Origin of the sequence: Caulobacter sp. Root1455 (genome assembly GCF_001426905.1) — a bacterium.
Classification (GTDB): Bacteria; Pseudomonadota; Alphaproteobacteria; order Caulobacterales; family Caulobacteraceae; genus Caulobacter.
The window spans coordinates 49,525-63,394 of the sequence record NZ_LMFQ01000024.1 but is presented as its reverse complement, the minus strand read 5'-3'; the positions used below and the strand labels follow the sequence as shown (position 1 = coordinate 63,394).

At 59.2% G+C, this 13,870-nt stretch carries 14 protein-coding genes and 1 pseudogene; 9 read left to right on the top strand and 6 right to left on the bottom strand.

The genetic code is table 11. The annotated features are described in order from the left end of the window. Positions 1 to 404: 404 nt before the first annotated feature. The gene (locus ASD21_RS17800) at positions 405 to 1,109 is read left to right on the top strand and encodes a hypothetical protein (protein WP_056444382.1); all 705 of its coding nucleotides are present in this window, start codon (positions 405 to 407) and stop codon (positions 1,107 to 1,109) included. 318 nt (positions 1,110 to 1,427) lie between these two features. Here the strand turns inward: ASD21_RS17800 and ASD21_RS17790 are convergent, their stop codons facing one another. Both ASD21_RS17790 and ASD21_RS24095 read right to left on the bottom strand, forming a co-directional pair. Further along, positions 1,428 to 1,712, bottom strand: coding sequence for a hypothetical protein (locus ASD21_RS17790; protein ID WP_056444375.1), 285 nt, complete (start codon positions 1,710 to 1,712; stop codon positions 1,428 to 1,430). 149 nt (positions 1,713 to 1,861) lie between these two features. Next, positions 1,862 to 2,371 (bottom strand): hypothetical protein, encoded by a 510-nt coding sequence (locus ASD21_RS24095; protein ID WP_156398424.1) that lies wholly within the window; start codon positions 2,369 to 2,371, stop codon positions 1,862 to 1,864. A 349-nt stretch (positions 2,372 to 2,720) separates the two neighbouring features. Here ASD21_RS24095 and ASD21_RS17785 point away from each other — a divergent pair, with 349 nt between their 5' ends. Further along, positions 2,721 to 2,960: a hypothetical protein gene (locus tag ASD21_RS17785; protein ID WP_056444372.1), complete on the top strand. Its 240-nt coding sequence runs from the start codon at positions 2,721 to 2,723 to the stop codon at positions 2,958 to 2,960. Between the two features lie 324 nt (positions 2,961 to 3,284). Here the strand turns inward: ASD21_RS17785 and ASD21_RS17780 are convergent, their stop codons facing one another. Next, positions 3,285 to 3,632: a hypothetical protein gene (locus tag ASD21_RS17780; RefSeq protein ID WP_056444369.1), complete on the bottom strand. Its 348-nt coding sequence runs from the start codon at positions 3,630 to 3,632 to the stop codon at positions 3,285 to 3,287. A 127-nt stretch (positions 3,633 to 3,759) separates the two neighbouring features. On the opposite strand from ASD21_RS17780, the gene ASD21_RS23565 reads away from it, so the two are divergent. The 6 genes and pseudogenes from ASD21_RS23565 (at position 3,760) to ASD21_RS25080 (ending at position 8,095) form a co-directional block, all read left to right on the top strand. Beyond that, positions 3,760 to 4,476: an RHS repeat-associated core domain-containing protein gene (locus ASD21_RS23565; protein WP_082554834.1), complete on the top strand. Its 717-nt coding sequence runs from the start codon at positions 3,760 to 3,762 to the stop codon at positions 4,474 to 4,476. A gap of 7 nt (positions 4,477 to 4,483) precedes the next feature. Continuing rightward, entirely contained in the window at positions 4,484 to 4,888 is a 405-nt protein-coding gene (locus ASD21_RS24090) for a hypothetical protein (protein ID WP_156398423.1), read from the top strand. 204 nt (positions 4,889 to 5,092) lie between these two features. Next, complete coding sequence (locus tag ASD21_RS17775; RefSeq protein ID WP_162250251.1) at positions 5,093 to 5,941, top strand: transglutaminase family protein; 849 nt, start codon at positions 5,093 to 5,095, stop codon at positions 5,939 to 5,941. A 545-nt stretch (positions 5,942 to 6,486) separates the two neighbouring features. Then, positions 6,487 to 7,446 (top strand): hypothetical protein, encoded by a 960-nt coding sequence (locus tag ASD21_RS24085; RefSeq protein WP_156398421.1) that lies wholly within the window; start codon positions 6,487 to 6,489, stop codon positions 7,444 to 7,446. 100 nt (positions 7,447 to 7,546) lie between these two features. Beyond that, positions 7,547 to 7,768, top strand: a pseudogene (locus tag ASD21_RS17765) (helix-turn-helix domain-containing protein); the annotation flags it as partial. Positions 7,769 to 7,807: 39 nt separating this feature from the next. Then, positions 7,808 to 8,095 carry a helix-turn-helix domain-containing protein gene (locus tag ASD21_RS25080; RefSeq protein ID WP_268761083.1) on the top strand — a complete coding sequence of 96 codons (288 nt, stop codon included), beginning with the start codon at positions 7,808 to 7,810 and terminating at the stop codon, positions 8,093 to 8,095. 565 nt (positions 8,096 to 8,660) lie between these two features. Here the strand turns inward: ASD21_RS25080 and ASD21_RS17755 are convergent. From ASD21_RS17755 to ASD21_RS17745, 3 genes are all read right to left on the bottom strand, one after another. Then, positions 8,661 to 9,719 (bottom strand): IS110 family transposase, encoded by a 1,059-nt coding sequence (locus ASD21_RS17755; RefSeq protein WP_056444354.1) that lies wholly within the window; start codon positions 9,717 to 9,719, stop codon positions 8,661 to 8,663. Between the two features lie 205 nt (positions 9,720 to 9,924). Then, a complete protein-coding gene (locus ASD21_RS17750; protein ID WP_156398420.1) occupies positions 9,925 to 11,364 on the bottom strand; it encodes an RES family NAD+ phosphorylase in 1,440 nt (479 codons plus the stop codon). A gap of 17 nt (positions 11,365 to 11,381) precedes the next feature. Continuing rightward, positions 11,382 to 12,569 carry a hypothetical protein gene (locus ASD21_RS17745; protein ID WP_156398419.1) on the bottom strand — a complete coding sequence of 396 codons (1,188 nt, stop codon included), beginning with the start codon at positions 12,567 to 12,569 and terminating at the stop codon, positions 11,382 to 11,384. Between the two features lie 139 nt (positions 12,570 to 12,708). Between ASD21_RS17745 and ASD21_RS24080 the strand changes: the two genes are divergently transcribed. Continuing rightward, positions 12,709 to 13,851, top strand: coding sequence for a hypothetical protein (locus tag ASD21_RS24080; RefSeq protein ID WP_156398418.1), 1,143 nt, complete (start codon positions 12,709 to 12,711; stop codon positions 13,849 to 13,851). Positions 13,852 to 13,870: the final 19 nt, after the last annotated feature.

The following is a 13,870-nucleotide window of genomic DNA, read 5'->3' as shown; positions in this document are numbered from 1 at the left end:
GCGCCGAGCAAGCTTGCCTGAATCCGGTTCTGCGGTGCAGCTTAGAGCTGACTTCCAGCGAGACCGCTTATGCAAGCACTTCCCGACAACCTGCTTACAATCGCTGCGATCCTGTCCATCGTTCCTTCGTTGCTGCTTGCCGTGCCTGGCGCGATGATCCTGGCGAGGGTTGGCCATAGCCCTTGGTGGGCGCTGCTCGTCTTCGTCCCGCTTGTGAACTTTGTAGCTCTTTGGGTTTTCGCTTTTGGTCGGTGGCCTGCGAGCACGCCCCGAACATAGCGTCTGACAAGGTCCGGTTCCTGGGGGCGGGCTGATTTCCGGACCCGACCCATCTGAGACTTGGAGAAGGTCTGCTACAGGGAAGCTCTGCCGGTGTATGTTGGCTGAGGCGCAGCGGGGCATGAATGCAATTCGTCGAGGTTTCGGTGATCGGCGTGCGTTCGGCGCGGCTGATCTTCTCCAGTCCGACCTCTGGCGTTCGCGTCACGTTGTTTCCAATGATCCACGTAGGCGAGCCCGAATTTTACCGGACCACCTACGCGGACGCCCAATCTCATGACGTCATTTTGCTAGAAGGCGTCCGTTCGCCTGTCGTCGCACGCATCACTAGGTCTTACCGATGGATAGAAGGGGCCAAAAATCTCTCGGGCTTGGTAATTCAACCGCGCTTTCCCGACAGTCTGTCGAGCGCCAGGATCGTTCATGCCGACTTTTCGCAGCAAGAGTTCGAAGAGGAATGGCGTAAAGTTTCGCTCTGGCTTCGGTTCGCGGTCTCGGTGCTAGCACCCTTGGTTGGCCTCAATCGCCGCTGGCGTTCCTCACGTAGCCAGTTGGCTAAGACAATGAGCTGCGAGGATCAGCCAAGCGTTGCCGACCTACTGGCGATCAGCCCTGAGACTGGTGCGCTTACTCAAGCCATCCTGCATGCGCGTGACCAAAGACTCATTGAGAGGCTGGGCGACGAGCTTGATGCCGCCGACGGACAGTCGAAGGATGTCGCCATCATCTACGGTGCAGCGCATATGCGGGCAGTCGTGCGCGAGTTAACCAGTAAGCGCAACTTTTCCCTCTGTGGGGCCGAGTGGCGCACCATCATGAACATGGAGTGAGGTCCGCTAACCACCCATGGCGGACCTTCGGAGTGTCCGGTAGTCAAAGCGGGACTGAACGGAGAGAATGCAGAATGAGGCGTTACACGCGCGGCCAAAAGCTGATCCTAGCGATAGGACTGCCGTTCGGCCTGACCATCCTAGCCGTCAACATCAGCAGCGCCCTTGGCGCGTCCGAGCCGATCAAGGACAACATCGTTCTCGTGGGGATGTCCGCCTTCCTTATCGGGCTTGGATGGGCGGCCTGGACTTTGGTTCGAAAGCCAAGGGACTAGGTTCGTCTTCCCATCACCCGTTGCGGAAGCTCGGAAAAGCCGCTTACGGGCAGTAGCTCTGGTCGCGGGCGCAAGCAGCTATGATGTCGAAATCTCGGAAGGGCATCTGTGACCAAGCAAAAAGCAGCCCGCACCCGATCAGAAATAGGACGGACAGGGTCACCGCGATCCGCGCAAATCTCAATGCGCCCAAGTTGCGATAGTCCGAGAAGCGCTTGAGGCCCGACGTTTTGAACGCCAGCGCCACGATCAGGAACGGGCTGCTAGTAATCGCCACCCCGGCGGCGAGGACTGCAATGCGAACTCCCTCGGAGTATCCAACGGGCATCCCTGCGCTCCCCAAAGCGGCGAAGATCGCCCGCACCCTATGTCCGCCAAGTTCCGCAATCCACCCCGAACAGACCTTCGCCCCGTCCGCTGTCCGGCATGGTGACCAGGGTCCGGTTTCTGGCGCGGCCCTCATTTCTGCACCCGACCCTAAGCGGACGCTGCGTCCTGGCCAGTTGGCTGGAGAGCAAGTTTCAGGGCGCGGGTATAAAGCGCGCCCTCCAAGCCGTAAGCACTTTCCCAGCGCACCTCCCAATCGCCCGGACGTGGTCCTGCAACAGTGTCCCAGGTAATTGCGTTCGTCTGGAGCCGCCTTATCCCCAATTCGAAGACCGTCGAATTAGCATCTCCCTTGAGGAAAACCCCTGTCACGCCGTCTAGGTGAAGTGTGATGAGTGCATGCCTGTCGAGAATGAAGTATCCTTGGGCATTGACCTGATCGGTCATGCGGAAAACGTTAAGCGACAACGCGGCCGAGCCGTTCGAGATTTCTAGCCCATTCATTGTGGCGTCATGAAATGACGGGACGAAGCCGAACCATTCAAAGATTTCTGATGCCCCGGCCAGTTCGAGGAAGACGTCTCGATCTGTGGTCCAAAAACTTCCGTCAGCATCTTGCATGGTGGTGGAATAGTAGATGCTGGAGTGTCCGTCACCCACCCATAGCGGAAGCTCGCCACATCGGCTTGCGGGCTACGGCAGAGAAGTTAGGCTTAAGCCATGCCCGAAACGATATACATGCGGCTGGTCGATGAAGGCTCGGACGCGTGGCGACCAGTCGATGCCGAGCGTAGGCCCGACGGAAGTTTCCAGGTCTTGGGACCAGTACCTGACGGTGAAACGTGGGCTTTCCCGCCTGGGGTTGTCGTCAGATGCGAGGTTCGCCGCCTTAGCGGGAACGGTGGCCAGTCAACTGACAGCATGGTCGTGGTTGCGGCTATCGATTGATGTCCGCTCGCCACCCGATTGAGAAGTTGAGGAGTTCCGCTAGTCGGGTAGTCTCCCGCCTATGACGGAGTACGCCGAGAACAAGCGCTTTGAGAGCCCGGACGGCCTGCGGGCGGTCACTCTCGAAATTGGGGACCACGGCTTGTGCCGTTTCGTCACCTGGAAGTTCTACGATCCGGCACCCGAGATCCCGGCGATAGGTGGCCCTACTTGGATGCTCGACGAGTTTTCCGGTCTTTACCCGAACTTGCCAGAAGCTGAGGCGGCGGCCAAGGCGCAGATTAATTGGCTCCGGGCGTAGGTCCGAGAACCACCCTTCGCGGACCTTCACGGCGTCCGCCCCCCGGCACCAGCAGCTAGAGAGCCATGGCGTACGCATAGTTCTCAGTTCCGACCGCCTCAGCGCACCTACGCCCAAGTACGCAACGGCCCCCGGAAGGTACCGTTTGGCCGGACCCAGTACGCGGCGAGGCGCCTGCGTCGAGGGGCGACGCCACTTCGCAACCGGGCGGTCGCAATGTCCGCTGAGGGGGGGATTGCAGACGTTCCCCGCGAAGGTGCCGCTCCGCTTGCACACCCACGTTCGCCACGTGGCAGGGGTGTGGATCCACGCCCGATTCAAATCCTAGAGAAGTCCGGAGGGATTGCGGCTGGTGGTTAAGCCGTACAAGACGCTCACCTGTGCAGGATTGGACTCCGTCCGTGTGTGGTGGAGCACCGCGTTTGCCGGGCACTTGAGGGTCACACGGGCGTTGAGGCCGATATGGGTGAACTCGGGCAGGTACTCGATTTCAATTCGCAGACCCGCCGGTTCCGACCGAAACGTCGAGACCTTGAGGCGTCGGCGATTTTCCTCCCGGACCTTGGCGCGGCGTTCGCGCGCGGGGACCCAGACGGCGAACGCGCCAGAAGCCAGAATGGCGAGCGCCGAGAGGTCCGCTTGCGGCCACGCCGCTGCAACTGCTCCGTCCATCTCGCTTCCTCCCTGGATGAGAGGTTAGCTGAGGCCATTTCTCAGGACTGAGGCCTCTACCACGGATTGAAAGCTTGACTGCCGCGCGCGCAGTTCGGCAAATATCCCGGTCTCTGGGGTGGCGTGCATGATCCGGGTTTTTCGCGGCGTGGCGGTAGGTTGCGCCGTCTCACTGATCGCGGCGCAGGCGCACGCGACCTTCCTGCAGACCGACCCCCTCGGCTACAAGGACGGCCTTAACTGGTATACCTATGTCGGCAATGACCCCGTCAATCGGACCGATCCGACCGGGCTTGCTCAAACGTGCAATGCCACGACTTGCACCACGACTGCCGACACTTACGATCCGGCCCGGTCCACCGGGCAAACAACGCAGGCGACGCCCGAGATGCGTGACGCCGCTCAGGGCGGGCAGACGATGGTCGCGGTGCCGGTCGGAAACGCAGAAAAACTAAGCTTCGGCGTGCGCGGGCCGGACGGAAGCCTTATCGTTCTGAACAATACCGCAACGCGAACAGGATCGACCGCGACAGGCAACACCGCCGCTAGTCCCGTACCGGCTGGCGCTGAATTCGGTATTCACGGCCATATCGATTCCGGGCCCGACCGATCAAACGGCATGGTCGACGATCCAGCTTCCAATGGAGGCTACGGCGACACCCAAAGCCTCGCGCTGCGGACTCCTATTCCCATGGCGACCGTGTCGAACGGCCAGGTTGGTTGGCATGAAATCAGCAATGGCCAACTGACTTTCTCGGCTCCTGCCGGTGCTGTCACATCGGCTCAGCAGCAGCAAATTCAGCGAAATCTGAATACCGCGCAGCAGCACTTTAAGAGGCCTTAGGTACGCTATGCGAGTTTCGCTCTTCGCTATTCTATTGGCACTCTCCGCTTGCGCTTCGGATGGCAAGGCGGGCAACGATCCCATGCTTGCCGTCAAACAACTCAACACGAGCGCCGATGCCTACAGCCAAAGGCATGTCAAAGTCTCGGGATATCTTCACACGACCAGATGTCTTTATTCGTCGAAGTCCGTATTCGACAAATTCAAGGCTGATACGAAAAATCCAAAAAATTATGACCCATCCAAATACAAAGGTGAAAGTCTCACCCTGCTTGGTGGTTCGGAAGCCTTGTCCAGAAGTATTGGAAAGGGTGTTACCGTAGAGGGAATTTTCAAAAAGGATTATCTCGACGGCAACACCTTGGACATGGGTGCTTGCGGGAAAAATGCCATCGTCATCGACGATAAGTGAGCCTGTGACATTCAGGTTGGCAGCCGTGCGGGCAGTGTTCTAACGTATGCTCGCGCCACTCATCTTTCTCGACGTGATTGGTAGACCGCGATTGTGATTTACCTGTCGCGTCGCGAGCAAATGACGAGTCTTGCGGCTCTCGCAGGGACAACCCTTTTGGCCCCCTGCGTTGCGTTTTCGGCGTCGCCAAACGCGGTGGCGATCGTGAAGGCCGTCTTCGCGCGGCCCGATGAACGGCTGGACTACGCGCGGGCCAAGCTGGCCTTCGACGGGCTGGTCGCACCGGCGACCAACGCGACCGCCATCATGGCGCAACTCGACGCGCTGGCGAAGGCGGCAACCGAGATGGCGGGGCGCGGCGCTCCCGACCTCAAGAAACTCGCTTTCCTTCGCCACGCCATCTACGACGCCGGGCCGTGGAACGGCGGCAGGGCTTTCAGCTACGACCTCACCGATCCGCTGGGTCAGAAACCGGGCAACCAACTGCTGGCGACCTACCTCACGACCCGGCGTGGCAACTGCGTGTCGATGCCGACGCTGTTCCTGATCCTTGCGGAGAAAATGAGGATCAAGGGCATTGCCCTGGTCGATGCGCCGCTGCATCTGTTCATCCGCTACACCGACGAGGCCGGCAAACCGCTCAACCTGGAAACGACCAGCGGGGCCACCCCGACTCGTGATGTCTGGTATCGTGAGAAGTTGCCGATGTCGGACCGCGCCGTCGCTTCCGGTCTCTACATGCGCCGACTGACGCGGCGCGAAGCGATTGGAGATTTGGCGCTGGGCGTGGTCGAGGATCTCATCAGCAGGGGGCGGTTCGAGGAGGCCGCCGAGGTCGCCGAGGAGATCGTGAAAAACGCCCCGCGCAACGGCCACGCCATGGTCAAATCAGGGACCGCCTATGCGAGCCTGCTGCAACGGGATTTCATCGGGAAGTATGCGAGCCCGAACCTCGTGCCCGTGGAATTGCGACCTCGCTACCTGCGCCTCATCGAGAAGAACAAGGCGGCCTTCCAGTCCGCCGAGGCGCTGGGCTGGGAGCCCGTTGAATAGAAAGCGACTAGGCGCCGCCCTCGGCGCACTGAGCATCACCTTCCTCCCAGCCTCGGTCGCTTTGCTCCCTGCGGTCGGTCCCTCGCGAAAGTGCACTCTGCTTACACACCCCTTTTCGTCACAGGGCAGGGGTGCAACCCCGTTTTCGATTGCGACGGCAGCAAACGACCCTAAGGCGACGTTGGGAAGGTCCGCTGGGGAAGCGGCAATCGGTCGTGGATCAGCCGACTGCTACTCGGCGGCGACGCCACAAGAAAAACCCCGTGAGCGGCAGCGACACTGCAAGCGCTCCCTGAGCGAGTCTGTAAAAGACCGACCATCGCGCGCAGTCTTTTTGGAGGGCGACGTACAGATGGTGGGGATAATCCGGACTGCCTGTCGTTTGCCTTAGAGCGGCTACGCACTCGTCGTCTGCAACCCACCCTATACTGAAAGCTAACACGCCCAGCATGAGGGGAGCGGCGGCTAACAGCAGTGAGAGCTTGGATTTCCGAGAGGGCATTTGGGCAGATCACCACGCGGTCGGAGATTGCGCAGGATGGTGCATGGCCCTGTTTTCCGCAACGTCTGCTCCCCACCCCGAGCAGACCTTCGCCTGGTCCGCTCACCGGCTGGCGCCCAAGGTCCGACTTCAGGTGCCGCTCTTATTTCAGCTCCCGACCCGTTGCGGACCTTGGCGTGGTCATCTCACCGATCTAACTTCCCTTATGTCGCAAGCCCTCAAGCGCGTTCCGTTAGAAGTCTCGTCTTCCAACTCAATCGTCGCCTTTCAACGCGTCGGTGGCGGCGCATGGGCGGAGTGGGATCGCTACCTCACCATTGACGGAAAGAGCGCTTACAACCTCGGAAATATCTGTGGAACCTGCGCCTTCTTGTTCGAAAGAATGGACGGGGCAAATCGGGCGGTGTCCGTTGAAAGCCTTGTCGAAAACTTGTCGAAAGGAGTGAATGATCTAGACGACGCCTTAATCAAAACTCTGGCTGAGCTAATGCCAGTGTCGCGATATGAGGTTTGTTTATTTAGCTTCACTCCTCAGCTCGTCACCCCTGGCAGCAGTGGGGACTATTTCGCCGTTGAGCAGGTGGAGAACCAAGGCGGTGTAGATGGCTTCTGGGGGCTGCCACACCATCCCAAGGTGCCGTATTACCGCCCGGTAGAGCGACTCGAAGGCGAAATTCCAAGTGGCGATGGCGCAAAGATATTCGACTTCTTGATCCCGATGTTCCCCGAGACCTGGTTGAATGATGGTCGCGTTGAACACTACCTTTCAGTCTTGGAGAGCGATCGACAGCCGACGGCTGTGGCGATCTCTGTTCTAGACGTTAAGGGGCCTGCGGATGGCGGCGCAGATCACTGGTGCATGGCGCACTATATCTTGGATGGACATCACAAGATCGCGGCTGCTGCTCGCGCAGGTAAGCCTGTTTCGCTAATTGCCTTCATCGCCGTTGATCACGGTATCTCAAGCGCTGAACAGCTGAATACCGCGCTAGGGACTTACTAGGCGGACGGCAGCTTCCCACCCCTTGCGGACCTTGGCAAGGTCGCCTCTGCGCCCGCGTGGCATGCTAGTGCTCCCGCTCTGAAGAAAGAGGAGCTTGCTCATGCCCAAACCGCCTGCGGAGAGCCCTGACCCTATCGACGTGCACGTTGGGAAGATGATCCGCGCCCGGCGGCGCGCGATCGGCGTCTCCCAGCATGACCTGGCGCCGGCGATCGGCGTGACCTTTCAGCAGGTGCAAAAGTATGAGCTCGGCAGCAACCGCGTCAGCGCGTCCAAGCTCTTCGCCATCGCTCAGGCGCTAGGGGTACCGGTCGCCAGCTTTGGCCCATGAGCTTGTTCATTGGACACGCCATCCGNTGACCTGGCGCCGGCGATCGGCGTGACCTTTCAGCAGGTGCAAAAGTATGAGCTCGGCAGCAACCGCGTCAGCGCGTCCAAGCTCTTCGCCATCGCTCAAGCGCTAGGGGTACTGGTCGCCAGCTTCTTCAGCGACCTGGAGGAAAGCGGAGCTGACCCGTCGGTCCTTTCCGAGTTTGGTGATTTCCTGGTGCTCAATGGTTCAACAGAACTGGTGAAAGCCTATCGGACCCTGACGGCCGATCAGCGTCGTGTCCTTGTCGATTTGGCGCAGGTGATGGCGGCTTCCTGACGTATGGCACCATAAAAACCCTTTATGCTCCAAAGGCTTAGCGCTCAATGGCGCTAAATGGCTCCATTTCGGGAGCTATGGCACCATTCTGGTGAAGCTAGAAACGATGTGCAGACAATGACTTACGGAGACACCCCTCTAGGGTGGCGCCGTAGCTTTATCTTGCCTTCCTAATCGCTCCCCTAAAGTCAACCAGCGCCAAGACTTTCTCGGCTGCCGCTTCATCGGTCGTCTCATAGCCATGCTCCTTCCTGCCCGCGTCCAGGGCGCGCGGGTTCGCTCATCGGCGCAGGCGGTCGGCGATCTCCAGGCGGGGTCCATGCGTTCCTTCGCGTTCGGCACGAGGGCCGTCGCAGGCTCGTCGTCTGTGTAAATGACAGGGCGGTCCAAGCATTACGGCGCTCTCGCCCTCCGAGGAGGGAAGGAGCAGGCAAGATAGCGGACATACCCCGTCTCGCGGCCCCGCCAGGGGACGCTCACCGCGCGCGCGGATCTCGGTTTTCGCTCCGGTTGGGCCAGGCGTCGGCGAGCCGGCGGCCTAGCGAAAAGGGTTGGGGAGGCCGCCTCATGCTGGCTTCAACTTCAGTTTCTGGGTGATCTTGGCGCCTCGCAGCGGCTCGAAGTCGGCCTCGGCGATCCACATCCGATGCAGGATGCCGGCGAGCTTTCGGGCCATGGCGACGATGGCGCACATCGCGCCTTTTCGCTTGGCGATCCGCTGCCCCCAGGCCCGCAGCGCCGAGTAGCGTTTGACCCGGTTGAGCAAGCTCGCCGCCGCCTCGCACAGCGCCTCTCGCACCATCCGGTCGCCCCGTTTGCTGATGCGCCCCTCGATGTCGATCGTGCCCGATTGGATGTGCCTGGGCGTCAGTCCGAAGTGGGCGGCGACGGTGCGTGATCGTCGGAATCTGTGCGGGTCGTCCACCCCCACCTTGAAGGCCAGGGCCGTCACCGGTCCCACGCCCGGGACGGTCATTAGGCGCCGGCAGACCCCATCGTGCTGGACCACCTGCAGCAAGATCCGGTGTAGCCGATCATAGCCCTCCAGCACCGCCGCGCGCACGTCCAACATGGACTCGATGAGACGGATGAAGACGTAGTCGGTGTGCGCGATCAGCTCGCGGACACGGCCATCATAGCCCTTGCGCCCGACCGGCCCAATCAGCATCCCATAGGCTCTCAACGCGCCTCGGATGTGGTTCTCCAGATCGATGAGTTTGCGGTTGAGGAACTTGCGCTGGGTCAGCAGCGTGGCCAGCTTCTGGGTCTCGACGTTCTTCACATGCACCGCCCGGAACCAGCCCAGGCGCATCATCTGGGCGATGCCTCGGGCGTCGTTGCGGTCGGTCTTGTTGCGCATCGTCGAGAGCGACACGCTCATGTGCCGGGCCTCGGCCATCACCATCGGCAGGCCCTGATCGTGTAGCCCGCGATAGAGCCAGAGGCCCAGTGACGACGCCTCCACGCCCACCCTTCGCAGCTCGGCGGCGTAGGGCGCCAGCGCTTCGGCGGCGCCGGCCGGGTCGGTGGCGATCTTCCATTCTCGAATGGTTTTGCCCTCGCGATCGACGAGGCAAATGCTCGTCTCGTTCAGGCCGACATCCAGTCCTGCGTACAGATCCATTTTAGAGCCCTCCTGTCGAAGATCTCTCGATCATCGCACCAGGCGCGGTGGGCCGCCGTTCAAAGGCCCTTGAGGTCCGCCGTGTCGCCGAGCGCGATTTGGCGAGCCTTACTAAGCACTAATAGATGTTCTCGTTTTGTTCAATTGCATGCCCGAAGTCAGGCCGGCCGCCCACTAGCAGAGAGCGCTGGCGACGCTGGTGAAATTAGAGCTTCGGATTGCGATCCACCCGGCGACGACGAGTGATCGGGTACGGTGTCGAGTCGTATTCCACCTTCTGAATGACATGCACTCTAAGGCTGTCCAAAGCGACGCGCAGAGTGGGATCTCGGCCAGCGACATCATAAAGCTCGCCTCGCCAATCGCGCGCAAAAATAGGGCTCCGGAGTGGAGCGAATGCGTCGGGTTCCTCCTCTTCAGGAGGGGGCGGCACGCGTTCAATCACCTCATAGTCGATCTCGAATCCGTCTTCTTCCCAGCGCCCTCTTCGCGCTTCGATCTTGGTCTCATGAGGGAGTTCAAGCTCCTCAACCCCGGCGGCTTTGTGAAACAAAGCGACGTTCACAACGGCTCCGGCGACCTGAACTGAGGGGAAAATAATCCCGTCCAATTCCAACTCAGATTCTGTTGCAAGAAAGTCTGCGACGGCCTGGGTCGCGAGGTATTCGAACGGCTCATCATCCGGCATGACCGGTCGTGATATCCTGGCGCTGAGCGAACGAAGGAACATCGCTCGCTCCATTCTGGACGAGCTTTCGGGATCAAAAACGCTTCCCCCGCTAGCGACATCGCTCAATGCGGTGAGATCGAGGAGGCGAAGAGGGCGGGTGATCTCGAACTGTCCAACTAAAACCTGGCTGCCCACCGGAGGCTGCACCTCCGCGATTGCGACGCGCGCCTCGTTTGTCCCGTAGAAAACGGAGATCCCGCGGGCATTCATCCGCCCCGCGGCGGCAAGCTGCGACGGTGGGGGACCGAGATGAAGGTCGGGCCTGGACATTGCCTCCAGGAGCTTGTCGTCCGCCTGAAAAGCTCTCGCACGATAGAGCGTGGTCAGCGATGAGGCCGGCCCTGCATCCACGATCAGAGCCCTCCCGTCCGTGGTCTGCAATTGGTCGATCTGATGAAAAATGGATGCCAGATGTGCTGACGCCTGGCGGCTGAAAAAGCGCGCTTGCGACTTCAAACCTTGCTCGAACGAGCGCCAATCTTCCTGCCAAGCCTCATCACTTGTGCCGCGTTCCTCGTAGTAGGACTGCCCATCAAACTCGGATTCCTCGCCGATGTAGTCGGACCCATATTCGGCATGTTCGTCTTCGAGCAGCTGCTGAATATGGCGCGCAGCATCCTCGGGAAAATCGCCAGCGTTCATGATGGCGTACACCACGGGCTCACCATCGCGTTCCCAAAAATCGCGATGCCAGCTGTCTGATTCACTGGCCGTGCGAACGTAGTGCTGCTCGAAGGCTACTTCGATTAGCTCAGAGATTTCGGCGATCGAGAAGCTTTTGGCGGTGCCGTCGCAGTACGCGCATCGGCCGCGTCTGCCCGTCTTTAAAATCAATTGGCTAAGGTATTTCTCACCAACACAGTGCCGGCAAATCCGCTGCGCTTTGATGGCATTCGCCTCTTCATGATCCAGCATTCGCGCTACTCTTAAGGCTAAATCTTGTGCGACTTGACCGCCTTTACGAGGGCCTGCGCGGCACCGAGGCAAGCGCCATTGACGAGGAATTTTTCGTGGCGCGTCTCTGATATTCGAATGAGGATCGACGCGGCAGCCGCCGACAGATCCTTCAATTGCAACGCTCTAAAATCGTTGGGATCGACGTCGTCGAAGTCGATGTCGTCGATGCTCTTCGAGAGCACTTTGAGCCAAGGAGTTTCTGCGTCGTCGAGAAGCTTTCCGAAGGCCTCATATCCAATAATTTTGTACCGCCGAGGCGAGTCTGGATCTGGGACGAGCATTGCGTCGCCCAGCGCATCCTGCCAGTCACGATAAAGCAGCGCCTCGCGATAGGAGAGGCCGCGAATGGTCTGGGCCACCGTCTCGGCGATAACTGTAGCATCGACCATTTGCGCCCCCGCATGCTGGCAGAGAAACATTGCCAACCGGGTGCAGAGGGCAATCTGGTCGTTAATGGAAAGTGCTCGGAGGGTATTCGAGTCAGCTCTTAAATCGCTGCCGACCGCAGCGTGCAATTCATCCTCAAAGCGAGAGGCCAATTGGTTGAGTTGCTCATCGTTCAAACCGCCGAGGTCGATCTTCCAGATGGCCGATACCTGCTCCAGGCGGTGCCGCTCGACGTGCGGGCCATCCGCAAGCGCTTTCTGGAAAGCCGAAATTTCCGTGGCAATTGGTGCCCGAAATGGCGTCGCCTTTCTTGGCAGAGCGTCGAGCTCAAGACTCATGGCTCGCACCCAGCCTATCAGTGCCGCGACGCGGTAGAGGGTGCTCCTGCGCTTATACGAATTGAATTCCAACGGCAGCGTTGCCGTTTTCAAGAAGCTATGGCGCCGTTCAACGAATATCTCGCGCGATCGCCACATAATCTTTTCACATGAGCCTGCCAGCGGCGCGAGATATTGCCGATACACCTCACGTTCTGACCGACTTTTAGTGCGTCCCTCGCGCAGTAACTCGAACCCAAGATCTTTGATGACCATTCCAATTATCGCCGCAGCCGCGCCAATGGCCGCCGCGAGGATTGTGGCGTTTGGCGCGCTAATCGTCGCTGGCGGTGAGCACGACGCAGGCAGGGCCTGCGCAGCAGCGACCGCGTGACCGACCAACATGAGCGTGTGCATCGAAGCGAGAACTTTCCCAAGACCGACACGCGGCTGGATCAAGCTGTGCCTTATCCTGTATCTGCAATCAACGGTGATGGCTTTGCAAGGGGAGCGAGTGCTGTCTTCCGGCCGCGAGAGCCTTGGGCGAACGAGATGACCGAGGCTTACGTCACGAGAAGCAGAGATTCCGACAATCCGCGTGGGTGGGTTGCAGGCGTCAGGCCTTGAGTTTTCCGCCAAGCGGTCGATTGATACTGGGCGGGGTGGTTGGGCCTGCTATTTAAAATTGAAGTTCATCACCTCAGGAGACGACATGGCGGCTGCGCCACGCTTTGTCACGGATGGCGATCATTGGCAGACTCTTTGGGCCATAGCCGGTCCGAAAATGCCGCTCAAAGAAACCTTTATCGCGGAAAACATCATAATCGGCCCAGTTGCCGCCGATAAACTTGAGCGCTTTTCCAGTGATCGGCCGCCTGTTCCTAAAGTTTCGGCTAGCAGCGATCTAGCGATTACGCATTATCCGCCAAGGGACGAGATCAAGAGTCGCTTTAAACTTCAAATAGATATTGGAGCAAAGAACTCAGACGAGGCTCACGAACGGGCAAAATCTATCGCAGATACTCTACTTTCAAGCCTCAGCATTGTTGTCCCTGGCGGTCGGTACCACGCCGAGTTACGAAAAATTCGCATTGCCAATGCAGATGAAGAGTATTCTCCCTATTCTGAGACCGTTACCGTATCGCCTCTCGCCGATCCCGTTGAAATAACGGATGAGGAGATTTCGCGCGCCCTATTCGTATCCAAAGCAATCGACGGGGATGAGATAGCGCAGAATGCGTACATGCACCTCTTGACGGCTTGGCAACTGCACACAATCCCGGGTAGTCGGCCGCTGCATCGGTCGGTATTGCAGCATTACATCTTGTGCATAGAGGCAATTGTAAACGGGGTAATGAACTCCATTCGCCTAGATCGAGCCGACTCGATCAGGCTAGAAGAGCGAAATTATGCTAGCCAGTTTGCCGTTGAGCTGCCTGGTCGCAGCGATAAGCCAAAGGCAATTCGCGAAGCTTCAACAAAGCTCCGAGATATTTCTTTGACGAACTTCCTGCCTTCTATTGAAGCGGTCGCGCCTATTTTGAAACTTAGTGAATCAGAGGTCGCCAACGCAAAAGATTTCTATCGCTTTAGATCGCAGAAACTAAGCCATCCCGGACGAACAAAAACAGACGATTTCAACAAATGGCTAGCAAGTGGCCCGACCGTTGGCGAACTGAGTCTGGCCGATGCGATGGCGCGAACCTTCTTCCTCAGTTACTGCGAGAACCTAGGAAGCTGAGCTTCGCCCCCCTTGTGGA